The 17,545-nt window shown below is 72.2% G+C and carries 19 protein-coding genes; 12 read left to right on the top strand and 7 right to left on the bottom strand.

Features of this window, described 5'->3' with window-relative positions:
* Positions 1–20 precede the first annotated feature (20 nt).
* Together add and LH044_RS00955 are read left to right on the top strand one after the other, a co-directional pair.
* Positions 21–1,094, top strand: a complete 1,074-nt coding sequence (gene add / locus LH044_RS00960; RefSeq protein ID WP_227757925.1) for an adenosine deaminase — start codon at positions 21–23, stop codon at positions 1,092–1,094.
* Between the two features lie 44 nt (positions 1,095–1,138).
* Positions 1,139–1,642 (top strand): SRPBCC family protein, encoded by a 504-nt coding sequence (locus LH044_RS00955; RefSeq protein WP_227757924.1) that lies wholly within the window; start codon positions 1,139–1,141, stop codon positions 1,640–1,642.
* Positions 1,643–1,692: 50 nt separating this feature from the next.
* Here the strand turns inward: LH044_RS00955 and LH044_RS00950 are convergent, their stop codons facing one another.
* Positions 1,693–2,880, bottom strand: a complete 1,188-nt coding sequence (locus LH044_RS00950; RefSeq protein WP_227757923.1) for a leishmanolysin-related zinc metalloendopeptidase — start codon at positions 2,878–2,880, stop codon at positions 1,693–1,695.
* A gap of 126 nt (positions 2,881–3,006) precedes the next feature.
* Here LH044_RS00950 and LH044_RS00945 point away from each other — a divergent pair, with 126 nt between their 5' ends.
* Positions 3,007–4,578, top strand: coding sequence for a CYTH and CHAD domain-containing protein (locus LH044_RS00945; RefSeq protein WP_227757922.1), 1,572 nt, complete (start codon positions 3,007–3,009; stop codon positions 4,576–4,578).
* A gap of 19 nt (positions 4,579–4,597) precedes the next feature.
* Here LH044_RS00945 and LH044_RS00940 read toward each other — a convergent pair whose 3' ends face one another.
* Complete coding sequence (locus tag LH044_RS00940) at positions 4,598–5,779, bottom strand: serine hydrolase domain-containing protein (protein ID WP_227757921.1); 1,182 nt, start codon at positions 5,777–5,779, stop codon at positions 4,598–4,600.
* Positions 5,780–5,909: 130 nt separating this feature from the next.
* Between LH044_RS00940 and LH044_RS00935 the strand changes: the two genes are divergently transcribed.
* Together LH044_RS00935 and LH044_RS00930 are read left to right on the top strand one after the other, a co-directional pair.
* Positions 5,910–6,068 carry a hypothetical protein gene (locus LH044_RS00935; RefSeq protein ID WP_227757920.1) on the top strand — a complete coding sequence of 53 codons (159 nt, stop codon included), beginning with the start codon at positions 5,910–5,912 and terminating at the stop codon, positions 6,066–6,068.
* A gap of 44 nt (positions 6,069–6,112) precedes the next feature.
* Positions 6,113–6,850 (top strand): N-acyl homoserine lactonase family protein, encoded by a 738-nt coding sequence (locus LH044_RS00930; RefSeq protein WP_227757919.1) that lies wholly within the window; start codon positions 6,113–6,115, stop codon positions 6,848–6,850.
* 83 nt (positions 6,851–6,933) lie between these two features.
* On the opposite strand, the gene LH044_RS00925 is transcribed toward LH044_RS00930, so the two are convergent.
* Positions 6,934–7,977, bottom strand: coding sequence for an NADPH:quinone oxidoreductase family protein (locus LH044_RS00925; RefSeq protein WP_227757918.1), 1,044 nt, complete (start codon positions 7,975–7,977; stop codon positions 6,934–6,936).
* A gap of 149 nt (positions 7,978–8,126) precedes the next feature.
* Here LH044_RS00925 and LH044_RS00920 point away from each other — a divergent pair, with 149 nt between their 5' ends.
* The 4 genes from LH044_RS00920 (at position 8,127) to LH044_RS00905 (ending at position 11,336) form a co-directional block, all read left to right on the top strand.
* The gene (locus LH044_RS00920) at positions 8,127–8,735 is read left to right on the top strand and encodes an acyl-CoA-like ligand-binding transcription factor (RefSeq protein WP_227757917.1); all 609 of its coding nucleotides are present in this window, start codon (positions 8,127–8,129) and stop codon (positions 8,733–8,735) included.
* Between the two features lie 58 nt (positions 8,736–8,793).
* Positions 8,794–9,978 carry a sulfotransferase family protein gene (locus tag LH044_RS00915; RefSeq protein WP_227757916.1) on the top strand — a complete coding sequence of 395 codons (1,185 nt, stop codon included), beginning with the start codon at positions 8,794–8,796 and terminating at the stop codon, positions 9,976–9,978.
* A gap of 61 nt (positions 9,979–10,039) precedes the next feature.
* Positions 10,040–10,885, top strand: coding sequence for a potassium channel family protein (locus tag LH044_RS00910; protein WP_227757915.1), 846 nt, complete (start codon positions 10,040–10,042; stop codon positions 10,883–10,885).
* A gap of 88 nt (positions 10,886–10,973) precedes the next feature.
* Positions 10,974–11,336 carry a DUF427 domain-containing protein gene (locus LH044_RS00905; RefSeq protein WP_227757914.1) on the top strand — a complete coding sequence of 121 codons (363 nt, stop codon included), beginning with the start codon at positions 10,974–10,976 and terminating at the stop codon, positions 11,334–11,336.
* Positions 11,337–11,338: 2 nt separating this feature from the next.
* On the opposite strand, the gene LH044_RS00900 is transcribed toward LH044_RS00905, so the two are convergent.
* Complete coding sequence (locus LH044_RS00900) at positions 11,339–11,731, bottom strand: VOC family protein (RefSeq protein ID WP_227757913.1); 393 nt, start codon at positions 11,729–11,731, stop codon at positions 11,339–11,341.
* 97 nt (positions 11,732–11,828) lie between these two features.
* Here LH044_RS00900 and LH044_RS00895 point away from each other — a divergent pair, with 97 nt between their 5' ends.
* Both LH044_RS00895 and LH044_RS00890 read left to right on the top strand, forming a co-directional pair.
* Positions 11,829–12,242 (top strand): ester cyclase, encoded by a 414-nt coding sequence (locus LH044_RS00895; RefSeq protein WP_227757912.1) that lies wholly within the window; start codon positions 11,829–11,831, stop codon positions 12,240–12,242.
* Complete coding sequence (locus LH044_RS00890; RefSeq protein ID WP_227757911.1) at positions 12,239–12,718, top strand: GNAT family N-acetyltransferase; 480 nt, start codon at positions 12,239–12,241, stop codon at positions 12,716–12,718. The genes LH044_RS00895 and LH044_RS00890 overlap by 4 nt, the downstream gene beginning before the upstream one ends.
* 21 nt (positions 12,719–12,739) lie before the next feature.
* Here LH044_RS00890 and LH044_RS00885 read toward each other — a convergent pair whose 3' ends face one another.
* Genes LH044_RS00885 through LH044_RS00875 form a run of 3 tightly spaced genes read right to left on the bottom strand, consistent with a single transcriptional unit; the run spans position 12,740 to position 16,172 of the window.
* A complete protein-coding gene (locus LH044_RS00885; protein WP_227757910.1) occupies positions 12,740–14,104 on the bottom strand; it encodes a sugar ABC transporter permease in 1,365 nt (454 codons plus the stop codon).
* Positions 14,101–14,937: an ATP-binding cassette domain-containing protein gene (locus LH044_RS00880; protein WP_227757909.1), complete on the bottom strand. Its 837-nt coding sequence runs from the start codon at positions 14,935–14,937 to the stop codon at positions 14,101–14,103. The genes LH044_RS00885 and LH044_RS00880 overlap by 4 nt, the downstream gene beginning before the upstream one ends.
* Positions 14,938–14,954: 17 nt before the next feature.
* Entirely contained in the window at positions 14,955–16,172 is a 1,218-nt protein-coding gene (locus LH044_RS00875; protein WP_227757908.1) for a sugar ABC transporter substrate-binding protein, read from the bottom strand.
* A 313-nt stretch (positions 16,173–16,485) separates the two neighbouring features.
* Here LH044_RS00875 and LH044_RS00870 point away from each other — a divergent pair, with 313 nt between their 5' ends.
* On the top strand, positions 16,486–17,541 hold the full coding sequence (locus LH044_RS00870; protein ID WP_227757907.1) for an iron ABC transporter substrate-binding protein: 1,056 nt from the start codon (positions 16,486–16,488) through the stop codon (positions 17,539–17,541).
* The last annotated feature ends 4 nt before the right edge of the window (positions 17,542–17,545 follow it).

Below are 17,545 nucleotides of genomic sequence, written 5' to 3'. Positions count from 1 at the left end.
GCCGGGCATACGGTCGGCCCATGTCGATCGACCTCACCGACCCGAGCACCGCAGGCGGCGTGGACCCCGAGCTGGCCGCGTTCATCGAGGGGCTGCCCAAGGCGGAGCTGCACGTCCACCTCGAGGGCACGCTCGAGCCCGAGCTGAAGATGGCGCTGGCGGAGCGCAACGGCATCGAGCTGCCCGAGAAGACCGTCGAGGAGATCCGCGCCACGTACCGGCTCGAGTCGCTGACGGCGTTCCTCACGATCTACTACCCGGCGATGCGGGTGCTCGTGACGGCGGACGACTTCCACGACCTCGCACTCGCCTACCTCACCAAGGCCCGCTCGCAGGGCGTGGTCCACGCCGAGATGTTCTTCGACCCGCAGGCGCACACGAGCCGGGGCGTCCCGTTCGACACCGTGATCAGCGGCTATCGACGGGCGTGCATCACCGCCGAGCGTGAGCTCGGCATGACGACCCGGCTGATCATGTGCTTCCTGCGCGACATGCAGCCCGAGTACGCGATGGCGACGCTGATGGAGGCGCTCCCCTACAAGGAGTGGATCATCGCCGTCGGGCTCGACTCCGACGAACGGGACAACCCGCCGTCGAAGTTCGCCGAAGTGTTCGCCCGGGCGCGCCAGGAGGGCTTCCTCGTCACGAGCCACTGCGACATCGACCAGCCCGGCTCGATCGACCACATCCGCCAGGCGCTGCACGACATCGGCGTCGACCGGATCGACCACGGGACCAACATCGTCGAGGACCCAACCCTCGTCGACCTGGCGCGCCAGCGCGGCATCGGCTTCACCTGCTGTCCGATCTCGAACGAGTTCGTGACCGGCGACATGAAGGCCGGCCCGATCTCGGACCTGCTCCGATCGGGCGTCCGCGTCACCTGCAACTCCGACGACCCGTCGTACTTCGGGACCTACATCACCGAGAACTTCCTGGCGCTCGCCGGCGCGGCGGACCTGTCGACGTCGGAGGTCCTGCAGCTCGCCCGCAACGCGTTCGAGGTCGCGTGGCTGTCGCCCACCCAGCGGGACGTGCACCTCGCCACGCTCGACGCCTACGCCGCCGAGCGCGGCGTGTCGCTGCCCACCTGACGGGAACGCCGACACGGCGCGTCTGCGTCGTGCAGGCTGGGGGCATGTCTGCCGATGTGAACGACGCTCCGAACGACGCCGCCCCCGCCGAACGGATCGAGGTGGCCCGCACGATCCAGGCCGACCCCGCCGCCGTCTTCGCCGTGCTCAGCGACCCGCAGGGCCACGTGGCGATCGACAGCTCGGGGATGCTGATGAGCGCCGACGGCGACGTCGTGACCGCGGTCGACGACACGTTCGTGGTCCACATGGACCGCGAGGCGCTCAACGACTACCCGCTCGGCCTGTACGACGTCACGATCCGGATCGTGACGTTCGAGCCCGACCGGGAGATCGCCTGGAAGATCGAGGGCCAGCTCAACATCGGCCACGTCTACGGCTACCGGCTGGAGCCGGGCGAGGAGCCCGGCACCACGATCGCCACGAGCTACTACGACTGGTCCGACATCACGCCGGAGTGGCGCGAGGCGGGCATCTTCCCGGTGATCTCCGAGGGCGCGCTGCGCGCCACCCTCGGCATCCTCGCCCGGACCGTCCAGAACGCCTGAGGCCAGGCCCACCCGGTCGTGTCCGGGGACCCCGCGGCCGTGGCGCCGGCTCAGCCCTTCAGGAGTGCGTCGGGCAAGGGCTCGACCGGGACGGTGTGCTGGTGCGGCCACGGCGCCGCCCGCAGACCCGCCCCGAGACCGGCGCCGGGCAGCTGGTACGGATCGGCCTGGTCGAGGTCGACCCCGTAGCCGCGGTCGGCCAGGGCGCCGATCGTGACCCGGCTCATCCGCTCGTCGCCGTCGCTGTAGCCGGTCATGAGCTCGGAGTCGAAGGTCGACTCCCGCCAGTGGGCGGCGAACGTCCCGACGCCGCCGCCGTCCTCGACCGGCACCTGACCCGTGCCGCCGAGCTCGTGCCAGGCGGCGTTGGCGGCCGGACCGTTGTAGGTCGGGTCGGTGAGCAGGTCGTCGACCCGCCCCTCGCCCACCCAGTTGAAGCCGATCCCGAGGATGTGGCCCATCTCGTGCAGGACCAGGTCGTTGAGCCGGCCGTTCTGGGCGAAGCGCTCGAGGTCGGCGGAGTCGAACTCCATGATCCCGAAGTACGGCTCAGCGGTGCTGGCCCGCTTGCCGATCGCGCCCGCCTGGCCGAGCAGCCCGAGCGGGCCGTCGAGGTAGGGCGCCCGGGCGGCGATGAGCACGTCGTCGACGTTGCCGTCGAACGCCGGCACCCAGCCGAACAAGCCCTCGGCGATCGAGAGCGGCTCCGGGTTCCAGCCGTCGACGATCACCTGCTCCCAGCGCGCCGCCGCGGCCTCGAACGCAGCCCGGTACTCGGGCGCCATCGCCGGGTCGATCGTCAGCGTGATGTCGAAGGGCTCCGACGGCCCGGGCGTGACCGAGATCGGGCCGGTCGCGGCCGGCGCCGAGGACAGGGCGCCGTCGCTCACGGTCAGCGTGGGGGTGATCGTGCCGGGCGTGCGGTACTGCAGGAGCAGGTCGCCCTGCGCGGGGCACGGTGAGACCGTGCGCTCGGCCACCGAGTCGCCGTCGAGGTCGAAGGCGCAGGTGAGCGGGTCGCCGTTGGCGTCGCTGATGCGCCACCGGAAGGTGGCGGTGACCGGTGCCTCGGTCCGGGGTGCCGCGACCGAGAACGCGTCGACCACCGGCGCGACGGGGTCGGTCGGCGCCGTCGTCGCGGGCGGGCCGCCCGGTGCGGGGGCGCAGGCGACGGCCAGCGCCGCCAATGCGACCACGACCGCGCCGATCGTCGTACGGGTGCCCCTCGTGCGGTCCACGTCGTCCCTCCAGCGGCGACGATCGCCCCGTCGCCCGTTGCCCCACGGCCGGCACCCCAACGCACCGACCTCCCGAAATGGTACGCCGTAGACCCCGTGCGCACCGTGTTGGGGTAGTGATGGGGCATGGGAACGGAGCGGGAGCTGAAGTTCGACCTCGGCCCCGGGGCCCCGGTGGACGTCGACGACGACGTGGCCGCCGCCGGTCCGGCCCGCTCGGCGACGCTTGTCGCGGAGTACTGGGACACACCGTCGGGCCGCCTGCGGGCGTGGGGCGTCACCGTCCGCCACCGCCACGCGAGCGACGGCAGCGAGGACGGCTGGACCGTCAAGGTGCCCGTCCCGGCCGACGCGAAGGGCACCCCGGGCGCCCGCTCGCGCGTCGAGATCGACGTCCCGGGTGACCCCTCGACGCCGCCGGCACGCGTGGTCGAGGTGGTCACCGGGCTCGCCGCCCACGAGCACCTCGAGCGCGTCGCGCGCCTGACGACCGTCCGGACCTCGACCGAGCTCGCCCGTCCCGGGGGCCGCCCCGGCCACGAGCCCGGGGCCCGCATCGACCGCGACGAGGTCACCGTCGAGGTCGACGGGCGGACCGACCGGTTCCACCAGCTGGAGGTCGAGTCGACCGGGGACGACGAGCTGCTCGACGCGATCGCGGGCTGGGCCGGCGACGCCGGGCTGACCCCGTCGGCCGCCGCCAACAAGCTCGAGCAGGCGCTCGGCCCCGGCCGTCCGTCGGCGCCCGACCCGGTCGCGCTGCGGCGGCGGTCGTCGCTGCACGACGTGCTCCGGGCCGCGGTCGTCGGTCCGGTGCGGACGCTGGTCGCGCACGACCCCCTCCTCCGCGACGACCTGTCCCGCGTGCCCACGGTCGGCGCCGGGATCGCCGGCGCCGCCCCGGCCGACCAGGAGCCGTGGCAGCCCGAGGTCGAGGTCGTGCACCACGCCAGGGTGGCGACGCGCCGGCTGCGCAGCGACCTGCGATCGCTCCGGCCGTTCCTCGACCGGCCGAGGATCGACCACGTGCGCGCCGAGCTCCAGTGGTTCGGGCGGCTGCTCGGCGACCTGCGCGACGCGCAGGTGCTCCGGCAGCGGCTGCGGCCGTGGGGCCGGACGCACCCGTTCGTGGCCCGGTTGGACCAGCAGCTCGCGCTCCACGGCCGCCGGCTGGCCAGCGCCATGGGCGGCGACCGCTACCGGGCGCTGGTCGAGGAGCTGCTCGACGCGGCGTCCGACCTGCCGGTGCGGGAGGGGGTCGACACGTCGGTGCGGGCCAGGGACGCCCTGCAGGACCGCAACCGCTGGGCGTGGCGCCGGCTGCGCGACGCCGCCACCGAGGCGGGCGAGGCGCCGGGCGGCACCGCCGCTGCCGACGAGGCGGTGCACGAGGTGCGCAAGGCCGCCAAGCGCGCCCGCTACCTGGCCGAGCTGTCCGCTCCGGTCCTCGGCCACGACGCCCGGCGCGCCGCCTCGCGGCTCGAGGACCTGCAGGACCTGCTCGGCTCGCGCCAGGACGCCGTCGCGCTCCAGCGCTGGATCGAGCGTTACGTGACGGTCGAGGGATCGGGCCTCGACGCCCCGACCGCCTTCCGGGCCGGGGAGCTCCACATGGCGGCTCGCCTCGATCCGGCCCGCACGCAGGACTGGCACCCGGTGTGGGACCGGGCCCGGAAGCGTCGCCCCTCGACGTGGTGACGAGCCGGTCGGGGGATCCTCAGCCGGTGCGGCCTTGGAACACGGTCGCCCGGGCGTCGACGGCGTAGCGCTGCAGGTCGGGCGAGCTCCAGATGCGGTCGGTGAGGAGCACGAGCGAGGTGCCGCCCGCCCGGTCGTTCGTCCAGATCGAGCCGAACCCGCCGTCCCAGAACGTGCTGCCCGCCGGGCCGACCGGTGTGTCGACCAGGCACACGCCGCAACCGAGGCCCCAGCCCGTCCCCTCGATGAGGTCCGCGCTCGCGGACCGCTGGGCGTCGGTGAGCTGGTCCCGACCCATCTCGGCCACGAGCGGCTCGGGCACGACCACCGAGCCGTCGGGCGCCGTGCCGCCGCGGAGGAGCATCTGGGCGAACGCCGTGTAGTCGCCGATCGTCGAGACGAGCCCGGCCCCGCCCGAGGGGAAGCGCGGCGGCGACGACCACGCGCCGTCCACGTCGTCGTGGACGACGATCGCCCCCGTCTCGTCGGGCATCGTGCAGGCGCCGAAGCGCTCGAGGGACCCGGCCGGCACGTGGAAGCCGGTGTCGACCATGCCCAGCGGTCGGAGGACCCGGTCGGACAACACGTGCTGGAGCGGCGCGCCGCCGGCGCGCTCGAGCCACACGCCGAGCACGTCGGATCCGTGGTGGTAGCCCCAGGCTCGGCCCGGCTGGCGCAGCAGCGGCAGCGATCCCATGGCGGCGATCCACTCGTCGGGCGGGGGCCACGCGTCGGGCTCCGGTCCCCGGAACGCGACGCCGAGCGCCTCGGCGGCCTCGTCCCACGGCGTCGACCCGTCGGCGCTGAAGTCCATGCCCCAGCCCAGCGTGAACGCCATCAGGTCGCGCAGGGTGATCGGACGCTCCGCCGGCTCGGTGTCGTCGACCGGTCCGTCGGGCCGGCGCAGCACCTGCATGTCGGACAGCTCCGGGAGGTGGCGATCCACCGGTTCGTCGAGGTCGGCCTCGCCGCGCCCGACGAAGGTGAGCGCCGCCGCGGCCGTGATCGGCTTCGACATGGAGGTGATCCGGTAGATCGTGTCGAGCCGGGCGGGCGCGCCGCCGTGCAGGGCGCCGGCCGAGCCGTCGACGACGACGTCGCCGCGCTGCACCCGCCACGACGCCGCGCCGATGTGGTCCTCGTCGATGTGGCGCTGCACGACGTCGTGCAGCCGTCGGTCGAGCTCCGGGTCGGTCGCCATCGTGTCGTCCATACCCTTCGGACGGATCGGGCCGGGCGGGTTCATCGGCCGGGGGGGGGGGGGGGCGACCGGCGCCGCTCGCCCGGTCGTGCGGTCCGGCGCTCCGGCGCCGCCGTGCCACGCTGGGGACATGACGTCGGGCCAGGAGGCGCTGATCATCCTCCTCCTGATCGTCGTGCTCGTCCTCCTGTTCGGCTCCGGCTACATCGCCCTCCTGCGCGAGCGGTACCGCCGGGGCCGGCGCGGCGACGACGAGCCACCGCCCGGGCGGCGGTCCGGCAAGCGCTGACGAACGGGGACCGACCGGCAGCGGTGCGCTGTTACCGTCCGCGCATGACCGCACGGCTCAGGGCGTTCACCACCGGCTGGCTCACCACCGAGCGGGCCGGCCTGATCGAGGGCGGCGAGGGCCCGGCCCGCATCCCGGTCGTCTCGTACCTCGTCGAGCACGCCCGGGGGACGCTGCTGTTCGACACCGGCCTCCACCCCGACGTGCGCGTCGACGTCCACGCCCGGATCGGCGGGCTCGCCGACTTCTTCACGACCGAGCTGCCCGCCGGCACGTCGGTCGACGAGCGCTCGGCCGAGCTGACCTCGCGGGTCGACCTGGTCGCCTGCTCGCACCTCCACTTCGACCACTGCGGGGGCAACGGGCTGCTCGGCGACGTGCCGGTGCTGGTGCAGCGGGCGGAGTGGGACGCCGCGCACGGCGGCGACCCGACGGCCGGCTACCTGGCGCACGACTTCGACACGGGCCAGGACGTGCGACTGCTCGACGGCGACCACGACGTGTTCGGCGACGGCACCGTCGTCTGCATCCCCACGCCGGGCCACACCGCCGGGCACCAGTCGCTGCGCGTCCGCACCGACGACGCCGAGGTCGTGCTCACCGGCGATGCGTGCTACTTCCGGGAGAGCCTCGACACCGGGCGGCTGCCGCTCTTCGGCTTCGATCCCGAGCAGCAGCACCGCAGCCTCGACCTGCTCCGCTCGATGGAGGCGTCGGGCTCGCAGCTCGTGTTCGGCCACGACGCCGAACAGATCCCCGACGACGAGGTCCGCTCCTTCTGACACCGGGCCCCGACCGGCCCCACACGCCGTTCTCGGTGCGGTCGTCGTCGCTCCACGACGACGACGGCACACGGAACGGGGGTTCAGGCGATCTGCACGATGGTGCGCCCGGTGCTGCGCCGGTCGCGGTGGTCGGCGAGCGCCGCGCCGGCCTCGTCCATCGTCACGACGCGCCCGACGTGCGGCGTGATGCGGCCGTCGGCGACCAGCTGGCAGAGCGCGGCGTGGACCTCGTCACCGTCGGCCCGCGTGAACGGGTTGAAGCCGAACCGCCGCATCCCCGGGTCGAGGTCGTCGACCCACGCGCCCAGCACGCCGACGATGGAGAAGTTGCCGATGCTGGCCATGCGGATCGGTCGGCCGGTCATGCCGTTCTGGTCGTCGTCGGTGAAGCCCACGGCGAGGTAGCGGCCCTCGCGGGCGGTGCAGCGCCACGACGGCGCGACCAGGTCGCCGCCGACGAGGTCGCAGACGACGTCGGCGCCGTGGTCGGCGGTCAGGTCCAGCACGGAGTCGGCGAGGTCGACGGCCTCGTCGCCGGCGCCGAGGACGACCACGTCGTCCGCACCGAGCTGCGTGCACACCTCGGCCTTGTCCGCGCTGCCCACCGCGGCGATGACCCGGGCGCCCGCGGCGGACCCGAGCTGCACCGCCGCCGTGCCCAGCCCGCTCGCCGCGGCGGTCACGAGCAGCGTGTCGCCGTCGGCGAGCCCGCCGCGTCGGAAGAGCGCGAGGTGCGTGGTGTGGAACGGGATGAGGAACGCCGCCGCCTGCACGTCGTCGAGCCCCGCGGGAGCGTCGAAGACGCCTGCGGCAGGGGCGACGACCTGCTCGGCGATGCCGCCGAGGGCGTCCTTGGCGATGGCGACCACGCGACGGCCCAGCCACTCCTCGGCCCCCGGCCCGACGGCGTCGACGGTCCCGCAGAGGTCCATCCCGATCGTGAACGGGGGGTCCTTGGCGACCGACACGAGCGTCCCTCGGCACCGGGCGATGTCGTTGTGGTTGAGGGCTGCGGCCGCCGCCCGGATCCGGACCTCGCCCGGACCGGGTCGCTCGGGCTCGACGTCGACGACGGCGAGGACGTCCTCGGGCTCGCCGTGGCGCGTGACCTGCAGTGCTCGCATCCGTCCCCCTCGCCGGGCCGCTGCCCGTCCGGCGCGCGGGTCCTGTCCCGTGACCCGTTGCGCAGCCGGATGATACTCAATACCATCTGAGACGTCGTCTCACTCTGTTCGGCCCCCTGCGGTCGGCGGGTGGGACCGAGGGGGAACGGATGTCGGTCGAGGTCGCCCAGCGAGGCCTCCGGGAGCGCAAGCGCGACGAGACCCGTCGACGCATCGCGGACGCCGCCGCGGAGCTGGCCAGCGCCCAGGGCATCGTCGAGACGACCGTCGAGCAGATCGTCGAGCGAGCCGGCGTCGGACGGGCGACCTTCTTCCGCTACTTCGAGTCGAAGGAGCTCGCGATTGCGACGGGCCTGTCGGACGTCGCGATCTTCGTGCTGGTCGCGACCCTCCGCGACCTCCCTCCGGAGCTCGGACCGCTCGAGGCGGTGCGCGCCGCGCACCGCGCGCTGGCGGTCGACTTCGAGGAGCGGCGCGAGATGTACCTGGAGCAGGCGCTGCTGTGCCGGTCCTCGGCGGCGATGCTGGCGTGGACGCTGCACCTCTACGTCGACTGGGAGATCGCGATCGCCGAGGCGGTCCGGTCCCGCTTCGGCGAGGACCTCGCCGACGACGACCCTCGACCGCGCCTCGTCGGGGCCATGTCCATGGCCGCCGCTCGCCTCGCCTGCGACCGGTGGCTCGAGTCCGAGGGCAGCGGCGACCTGCCGGCCCTCGTGGAACGCCAGCTCGCGGGGCTCGAGCTGGGCTCGCCCTGATCGGACCGGGACCGGCCCGCCGGCGAGCACGTCAGCCAGACACCACACAGGGGGAACGATGACCGCAGCAGGGACCATCCCGGGGCCGGACGAGCTCGTCGAGCGGGCGATCCAGGAGACCGGGCTCGACGACTTCGGCGAGCCGACGTGGCGCGAGGGCATGGAGCTCTTCGCCGAGTCGCTCAACGAGACGGCCGAGCTCAACGAGATCGGTCTGGGCGTCGCCGCCGACGGCATCGTCGCCGACCTCTCCAACCGGCTGCAGCTCGTGCAGTGGCGCAACGACCACCCCGCCGTCGCCGAGCAGGAGATCGTCCGCCCGATCATCATCGTGGGTCTCCCCCGCACCGGGACCTCGATCCTCCACGACCTCATGGCCCAGGACCCGGCGATGCGCGCCCCGCTCAGCTGGGAGGTCGAGCGACCGGTGCCGGCGCCGCGGACCGCGACCTTCGACACCGATCCGCGCATCGCCGTCGCCCAGGCCCAGTTCGACCTCGTCGACTCGATCATCCCCGGCTTCACCGAGTTCCACGAGCTCGGCGCCACGCTCGCCCAGGAGGACGTCCGCATCTGGACGAGCGAGTTCCGCTCGATGATCTTCTCGCTCCAGTTCGAGGTGCCCGCCTACAACGAGTGGCTGCTGCACAAGGCCGACATGGCGCCCGCGTACCGGTGGCACCGGCGGTTCCTCCAGCACCTGCAGTCCGAGCACATGGCCGAACGGTGGTTGCTCAAGTCGCCGGCGCACCTCTGGAACTTCGCCGACCTGATCGCCGAGTACCCCGATGCGATCGTCATCCAGAACCACCGGGACCCGCTGAAGGTGATGGCGTCGATCAGCGCGCTCGGTGCCTCGCTGCGGGAGATGACGACCGACTCCTTCGACGTCCGCACGCTCGCCGCGCAGTACGGCGAGGACCTGACCTTCGGGCTCGACCGCGCCCTCGCGCAGCGCAAGGACGGCATCTTCCCCGAGGGCCAGGTGATCGACGTCCTCTACCAGGACTTCCGCAAGGACCTGCTCGGCACCGTCGCGCGCCTCTACGACGCGCTTGGCATCGAGCTCACCGACGAGGCCGCCGCCCGGCAGAAGGCGTTCCTCGACGCCCACCCCGGCGACGCGCAGAACAGCCTCCGGCGCTACACGTGGGAGCAGACCGGACTCGACGAGGGCGAGATGCGGGAGCGGACCCGCGAGTACCAGGACCACTTCGGCATCGAGTCCGAGCAGCTCGGCTGAACCGCCCGCCGGCCGCAGCACGGTCCACGGCAGCGGAGCGGCCACGGGCCATCATCGGGCGGTGGAGCCCGACGGATCGACGCCTCGCCGCGGCGCGCCGCGCACCGATGCGGACGCCGCGTTCCTGCATCGGTTCCAGCGGATCATGCAGATCCCGATCATCGCGTCGGCGATCCTGCCGCTGCTCATCGAACCGGTTTCGGGCAGCGCGCTGGGCGTCACGATCGGGATCGTCAGCTGGCTGGTCTTCCTCGTCGACTACGTCGTGCAGGCCCGCCACCGGGTGCACTACTCCCGGACGGGGTGGGGTCGCTTCGACCTGATCGTGGTGGTCCTGACCGCACCGTGGTTCCTGTTGCCGTTCGCGCAGTCCGGCCGCTTCGTCGTCGCCCTGCGGCTCACACGGCTCGTCCGGCTCGTGGCCGCGACGAAGGGGTCCCAGCAGCTCCTGTCGCGCCTCGGCAGGGTGGCGGTCGTGGCCGCCGGCGTCGTCTTCCTCGGCGCCGTCGTCGCGTTCCACGCCGAGAAGCCCGTGAACCCCGAGTTCGCCACGTTCGGCGACTCCCTCTGGTGGGCCGTCGTCACGCTCACCACCGTCGGCTACGGCGACGTCGTGCCGATCACGACGACCGGTCGGTGGGCGGCGTTCGCCGTGATGTTCACCGGCGTCGGCGTGCTCGGCGTCCTGGCCGGCTCGCTCGCCGGCTTCTTCCGGCTGACGCCGCCGGGGAGCGCGCCGCAGCCCGATGCCGGATCCGCCACACCCGTCGACGAGACCGGGGTGGCGGCCGCCCTCCGCGACCTCACCGCCGAGGTGGCGTCCCTGCGGCAGCAGGTCGAGGTGCTCACCGCCGCCCGGAGCGCCGAGGGTCCCGATCCGAGCCGCCCCACCGACGCACCGGGCTGACCACCGGCGAGCGGCCGTCACCTGGTCGCCGGGGTGCCGGGGCCGTGCCCCTCGGAATCGTGCTCGGCGTCCCGGCGTTGCACCCGGCATGACCAGCGGCCACACCGTCACGATCACCCCCGGCACCGAGCACGTCGAGGTCACCCTCGGCGACCAGGTCCTTGCCTCCTCCGACCGACCGAAGCTGCTCGACGAGACCGGCCTCCCCCGTCGCTACTACCTGCCCCGGGAGGACGTCCGGATGGACCTCCTCACCCCGACGTCGTTCCACACGACGTGCCCGTTCAAGGGCGAGGCCTCGTACTGGTCCGCCACCGTCGACGGCGAGGTGCACGACGGGATCGTGTGGGCCTACGAGGAACCGATCGAGGCCGCGACCGACATCGCCGGACACCTGTCCTTCTACCCGGAGCGGGTCACCATCACGGTCGACGGCGAACCGCTCGGCTGAGCTCAGGCGTAGGTGCGCAGCTCGACGACGTGGCCGTCGGGGTCGCGGACGTAGAGCCCGATCCCCTGACCCCTGGCCCCGAACAGGTCGGCGGGCCCGGCGACCACGTCGAAGCGCCCCGATGCGGCGACGGCCTCGAGGTCGACGTCGTCGACGGTGAGCGCGACGTGGTCGACGTTGCGGCCGGCGGGGGTCCCCGGCAGGAGGTCGATCAGCGTCGTGGCATCGAGCCGGAGCGACGGGAACAGCACCTCGCCGGCGCGCCACTCCTCCAACCGCTCGGTCGGGATGCCGAGCTCGTCGCGGTACCAGGCGACGGACCGCTCGACGTCCTCGACGACCAGGACGACGTGGTCCATGCCGGTGACCCTGACCGCTGGCTGCTGCTCGCTCACGCCGACAGTCTCGCACCCGCCGTCGTGTTCGAGCGGCGTGCCGGTCGGGCGGTCGTTTCCGGGCGCATCGGCGGGGCCGGCTCGGTAGCGTCGCCGCATGTCCGAGAACCTCAAGATGCTGGCCGAGTACTCGAACGCGATGTTCGACGGCGACACGGAAGCGGTCTACGACTTCTGGGCACCCGAGTTCGTCAGCCACGTGACGGAGCGCGTCAGCCCCGAGAAGGTCGGCACCGACGTCCGCGGCGAGGAGCAGATCTGGTGGGACCAGGTCCGCTCCGCGTTCCCCGACATGGAGTTCACGGTGGGGCTGCTCATCGAGTCCGACGACCTGGTCGTGTCCAACTGGACCGTGCGCGGCACGCACACCGGCACGGCGTTCTTCGACGTCGAGCCCACCGGGGAGCCCGTCGAGATCAACGGCACCGCGATCCTGCGGATCCGCGACGGGAAGATCGTGGAGCACTGGGGCGGCCCGCACTGCCAGAAGGGCCTCGGCCTCATCCAGTGACGGTCGCGGTCCGCCCCGCGGTCGAGGCCGACCTCGACCTGGTGGTGGCACTCCGGATCGAGTTCCTGCGCGAGGTCCGCGGCGGGGACCTGGACCTGTCGGCCGAGTGCCTGGTCCAGACGCGCTCGTTCGTCGAGCGCGAGGTCCGCGCCGGCCGGCTCCTGACCTGGCTGGCGTTCAACGGCGAGGAGCCGGTCGGGGTGGTGTCGTTGCTGCTCTGGCCGCGTCCGCCGCTCCCCGAGGACCCTCGATCGTTCGAGGGCTACGTCATCAACATGTACGTCACGCCCGGGGCCCGCCGCCACGGTCTGGGCCGTGAGCTGATGTCCGTGTGCACCGACGGTGCCCGCGATGCCGGGGCACGGTCGCTGCGCCTCCACCCCACCGCCGCCGGGCGCCCCCTCTACGAGGCCGAGGGCTTCACCGACACCACGCGGTGGATGGAGCTGCCGCTCCCGCTGCAGGGACGACCGTGACCCAGGCCGGCGGACGGCGCCTCAGCGGGCGACGCGACCTCGGCGGGAGACCGCGTCGATCGTGACGGCCGCCAGCAGCACCAGCGCCGTGACGACGTACTTGGCCGCAGCGCTGTAGCCCTGCAGTCCCATGCCGTTGTCGATGGCGGCGATGACCAGGCCGCCGAGCACGGCGTTGATCGCCCGGCCCCGGCCTCCGAACAGGCTGGTGCCGCCGATGACCGCCGCCGCCACGGCGTAGAGCACGAGGGTGCCGCCGTCGAGTGCAGTCGACACGGACCGCAGGCGCGAGGCGTAGACGACGCCGGCGATGCCGGCGGTGAACGATCCGAGCATGAAGGCGAGCGTGCGGATGTTCGCCAGGTTCACGCCGGCTCGGCGGGCCGCCTCGGCGTTGCCGCCGATCGCGTAGATGTAGCGCCCGAACTTCGTCCGCCCGAGCAGCACCGACCACGCCGCCAGCACCGCGAGGACGACGAGCACGACCCACGGGACGCCCTCGATCGGCACCAGCACGCCGCGGTTGGTGTTGCAGATCAGGACGACGATGATGCCCGCCACGAGCGCGGCGGCCACCTTGATGATCGTCACGCTCCAGGGCGGGCTGACGAGCCCGGTCGTCCGGCGGCGGGCCTCGCGTCGCCACGTGAGCAGCGCGAACGCCGCGACGATCACGAGCATCACGATCCAGCTGGCCAACGGCGTCAGGGTGCCGCTCGAGATCCCGTTGATGACGTCGTTGTTGATCGGGATCGCGCCGCCCTCACCGAGCATGAGCAGCATGACGCCTTGCCACCCCAACAAGCCCGCGAGCGTGACAACGAACGACGGCACCCCGAGTCTGGTGATGATCGAGCCCTGGAGGATGCCGATCCCCGCGCAGGCGATCAGCGCGACCAGCACGGCCGCCCACCAGGGCCACCCGGTCGAGTCCCGCACCAGCTCGGCGGTGATGATGCCGCCGATGCCGCTGACGAAGCCGATCGACAGGTCGATCTCGCCGAGCAGCAGGGCGTAGGTCTCGCCGAGCGCGAGCAGCATGTACGCCGCGCCCTGGATGAGGAGGTTCACCAGGTTGCCCGCGGTCAGGAAGTTCGAGTTCAGCGACTGGAACAGGATCGAGATCAGGAAGAGGCCGGCGATCACGGGCAGCAGACCGGCCTCGCCGCCACGGATGCGGGCGAGCGACGCCCGCACGTACTCGCTCAGCGACGTCGACAGCACCTCGGGCGACACGGCGAGCTCGGCGCGGTGGATGGCGTCGGCGCTCGTCGGGTCCTCGTCGAGCGGCGCCTCCCGCGCCGGATCGGTGAGCGGGCCGGTCGCGGCCGGGTCGGCGCCGCCGACGGACCGGCGCTGGCGGGGTCGCTGCTCGTAGGACGTCATGCGCCACCCCCGGTGAGCGACGCGTCGACGTCGACATCGACGTCGATGCGGTCGGAGCGACCGGTCGTCATCAGGTCGACGACGATCTGGCGGTCGAGATCGGCGGCAGGCCGCACGGCCACCATGCGACCCAGGTAGAGGACGGCGATGCGGTCCGCCACCTGGAAGACGTCGTTCATGTTGTGCGACACGATCATCACGGCCAGGCCGCGGTCGGCGAGCCGCCGCACGAGCTCGAGGACCATCGTCGTCTGCGCCACGCCGAGCGCCGCGGTGGGCTCGTCCATGATGACGAGCTTCGAGTTCCACAGGACCGCCTTGGCGATCGCCACCGACTGGCGCTGACCGCCCGACAGCGACGCCACCTGCTGGCGGACCGAGCGCACGGTGCTGACGGCGAGGCTCTTCAGCGTCTCGTTCGCCGCCTGCTCCATGGCGTCCTCGTCGAGGAGCAGGTGTCGGGCCCGCTCCCGGCCCAGGAACATGTTCTGGACGATGTCGAGGTTGTCAGCGAGGGCCAGGTCCTGGTGGACGGTCTCGATGCCGAGCGCTGACGCTTCGCGCGGCGTCCGGATGTTCACCTGACGGCCGTCGAAGCGGATCTCACCGCCGTCGATGTGGTGGATGCCGGCGATGCACTTGATGAGCACCGACTTGCCGGCGCCGTTGTCGCCGGCGAGCGCGAGCACCTCGCCGCTGCGGATGTCGAGGTCGACCGACGTCAGCGCCTGGACGGCGCCGAAGTGCTTGCCGACGGACCGCAGGGAGACCAGCGGTTCGCCCGTGTCGGGCGCACCGCTGCTCCCTGGGTCGGAAGGTGCCGGATCGGGCACGGTGGCGTCGGTGGCGCTCAGCTGATGCCCGCCGCCTGGCACGCGGCCTGCAGGGCGGGGATGCAGAGCTCCTCGACCTTGACCGCCCCGTCCTTCACCACGGTGTCCGCCATGTTCTCGGTGGTCACCCACGTCGGGCCCAGGAGGACGGAGTCGACGTCGGCGTCGGCCTCGTCGTCCTTGGTCGTGCCGTTCACCAGGCTGCTCGGCGGGTCCTCACCCGCCCGCATGTAGAGCGCGATCGCCGCCGCGGCCTGGGCCTCGAGGTAGATCGGCTTGTACACCGTGCCGCACTGGTAGCCCTTCAGGATGTTCTGGAGACCGACCAGCGACGCATCCTGACCGGTCGTCGGGAAGGTGTTCGCCGGGATGTTCTTGGCCTGCAGCTGGGCGATCACGGCGTTGGCGTTGTCGTCGTTCGGCGTGATCGCCGCGTTGATCTTCGGGTCGTCGGTGTAGGCCTGCTCGAAGGTGGTGGCCGCCTCGGACGGGGTCCACGTGCCCGCCGGCTCACCGGCGTTCGTGTACGACCCGTCGTCGAAGTACTTCTTGAGGACGCCGTTGTAGCCCTCGGCGAACAGCTTGGCGTTGTTGTCGGTCGGATCGCCCGACATCACCAGGACGTTCGGGCTCTGCACCTTCCACTTCGTGATGCACTCGACCGCCCCGTCGCCGATCTGCTTGCCGACGTTGACGTTGTCGAAGCTGACGTAGACCCGGTCGGACGTGCCGCCCTTCACCAGGCGGTCGTAGTCGATGACCTTGACGCCCTTGGACTCGGCGTTGGCCTCGATCGCCGCGCCGCTGCCGGAGTCGATGGCGTCGACGAGCAGCACGCTCGCACCGTCGGTGATCGCCGCCTCGGCCTGCGTCTGCATGGTGCTGGCGCTGCCCTGGGCGTTGTCGATCGTGTAGTCGTCCTTGGACAGGCCGGCCGCCTCGAAGGCCTGCTCCAGGTACGGGCGGTCGAAGGACTCGTAGCGCGCCGACGACGTCGTGTCGGGGAGGAGCACGCCGATCTTGCCCTTGCCCTTCGCAGCCAGGTCCTTGAGCTGCTCCATGGCGGAGAAGTCCGAGGTGAACGACGTCGGCGTGAGCTCGGCGGACGACCCGGACGAGCCACCGCCCTCCGTCGTCGTCGACGACGAGGAGTCGTCGTCGTCCCCGCAGGCGACCAGGCCGAGCATCGCGAGGGCGACGATGGCGAGTGCTGCGCGCTTCAGTGGACCGGACATGACGTCCCCCTTCCGTCAGCCCGAGCTCCAGCTCGGACTGGATCCGCACTAGCGATCGCTGCGATCCCCCGAAGCGATCGAGTGGAACCTACCCCCTGGGTGCACCTCCGAGCACGCACGACTGACCGATTGTCAGACAGTGCCCTTCGGGCTCGTACGGCGACGCGGGTTTCCGTCCTCCTCAGCGTCGCCCGGCGGGGAGCAGGCCGCGCCCTCCACGGATGGACACCCGAGTGCGGCGTCGATTACTTTCGAGAGTGAAGTGTAAGGAGTCCTTAACACCGGCTCATCGTCCTCGAAAGGGGTGACATCCGTGCCGACCTCGACACGCGACCTGCGCCGCCGGCTCCTCGTGGCGGCCGGCGCCGCGACCCTCCTGCTCGTCGCGGGGTGCGGCGGCGACGACGGCGAGGCCGGGGAAGCGACCGGGTCCGACGCCGGCACGATCACGGTGTACTCGGGTCGCAGCGAGGCGCTCGTGGGCGAGCTCATCGATCAGTTCACCGAGGAGACCGGCATCGACGTCGAGTTCCGCGGCGGCGACAGCGGCGAGCTCGCCGCCCAGCTCATCACCGAGGGCGACGCCTCCCCCGCCGACGTGTTCTTCTCCCAGGACGGCGGAGCACTCGGCGCACTCGCCGAGGCGGGCCTGCTGGAGCAGCTCGACGAGGAGGTCCTCACATCGGTTCCCGACCAGTTCCGCGCCGTCGACGGCACCTGGGTGGGGACCAGCGGCCGCTCGCGGGTCATCATCTACAACTCGGAGCTCGTGTCCGAGCCCCCGACGTCGATCGACGCCGTTCTCGACGAGCGCTGGCGCAGCAAGGTGGGCTTCGCTCCCTCGAACGCGTCCTTCCAGTCGTTCGTGACCGGCCTCCGGGTGCTGCGGGGCGACGACGGAGCCCGCCAGTGGCTCCAGAAGTTCGCGGCCCTCGAGCCCGAGGCGTACGAGAACAACGTGGCCGTCCGGGACGCAGTCGACGCCGGCGAGATCGAGATCGGCCTCGTCAACCACTACTACCTGTACGAGAAGATCGCCGAGGTCGGTGCCGACGCGGTGAAGGCCCGGAACCAGTTCCTCCGGGGCGGCGACCCGGGTGGGCTCATCAACGTCGCCGGCGCCGGGATCCTGAAGTCGTCGGACAACCCCGAGGCCGCCGAGAAGTTCGTGCGGTTCCTCATCGGTCCCGACGCGCAGGAGTACTTCGCGACGACGACCTTCGAGTACCCCCTCGCTGCGGGCGTCCCCGCCTCGGCCGAGCTGCCGCCGCTGGCGGAGCTCGATCCGCCGCAGGTCGACCTCGCCCAGCTCGACACGATCGAGGCGACCCAGGAGATGCTCGCCGAGGTCGGACTGCTGCAGCGCTGAGACG

The organism is Dermatobacter hominis, assembly GCF_020715685.1.
Taxonomy (GTDB): Bacteria; Actinomycetota; Acidimicrobiia; order Acidimicrobiales; family Microtrichaceae; genus Dermatobacter; species Dermatobacter hominis.
Note: the sequence above shows the minus strand (reverse complement) of the source record. Positions and strands in the feature narration are given on the sequence as shown.

Excerpts from the sequence above, each read along its gene's own strand:
- LH044_RS00895 (WP_227757912.1), top strand. The coding sequence starts at position 11,829 with ATGTCCGAGAACCTCAAGATGCTGGCCGAGTACTCGAACGCGATGTTC.
- add (WP_227757925.1), top strand. The coding sequence starts at position 21 with ATGTCGATCGACCTCACCGACCCGAGCACCGCAGGCGGCGTGGACCCC.
- LH044_RS00925 (WP_227757918.1), bottom strand. The coding sequence starts at position 7,977 with ATGCGAGCACTGCAGGTCACGCGCCACGGCGAGCCCGAGGACGTCCTC.
- LH044_RS00875 (WP_227757908.1), bottom strand. The coding sequence starts at position 16,172 with ATGTCCGGTCCACTGAAGCGCGCAGCACTCGCCATCGTCGCCCTCGCG.
- LH044_RS00905 (WP_227757914.1), top strand. The coding sequence starts at position 10,974 with ATGACCAGCGGCCACACCGTCACGATCACCCCCGGCACCGAGCACGTC.
- LH044_RS00885 (WP_227757910.1), bottom strand. The coding sequence starts at position 14,104 with ATGACGTCCTACGAGCAGCGACCCCGCCAGCGCCGGTCCGTCGGCGGC.
- LH044_RS00955 (WP_227757924.1), top strand. The coding sequence starts at position 1,139 with ATGTCTGCCGATGTGAACGACGCTCCGAACGACGCCGCCCCCGCCGAA.
- LH044_RS00935 (WP_227757920.1), top strand. The coding sequence starts at position 5,910 with ATGACGTCGGGCCAGGAGGCGCTGATCATCCTCCTCCTGATCGTCGTG.
- LH044_RS00920 (WP_227757917.1), top strand. The coding sequence starts at position 8,127 with ATGTCGGTCGAGGTCGCCCAGCGAGGCCTCCGGGAGCGCAAGCGCGAC.
- LH044_RS00930 (WP_227757919.1), top strand. The coding sequence starts at position 6,113 with ATGACCGCACGGCTCAGGGCGTTCACCACCGGCTGGCTCACCACCGAG.
- LH044_RS00945 (WP_227757922.1), top strand. The coding sequence starts at position 3,007 with ATGGGAACGGAGCGGGAGCTGAAGTTCGACCTCGGCCCCGGGGCCCCG.
- LH044_RS00915 (WP_227757916.1), top strand. The coding sequence starts at position 8,794 with ATGACCGCAGCAGGGACCATCCCGGGGCCGGACGAGCTCGTCGAGCGG.
- LH044_RS00940 (WP_227757921.1), bottom strand. The coding sequence starts at position 5,779 with ATGGCGACCGACCCGGAGCTCGACCGACGGCTGCACGACGTCGTGCAG.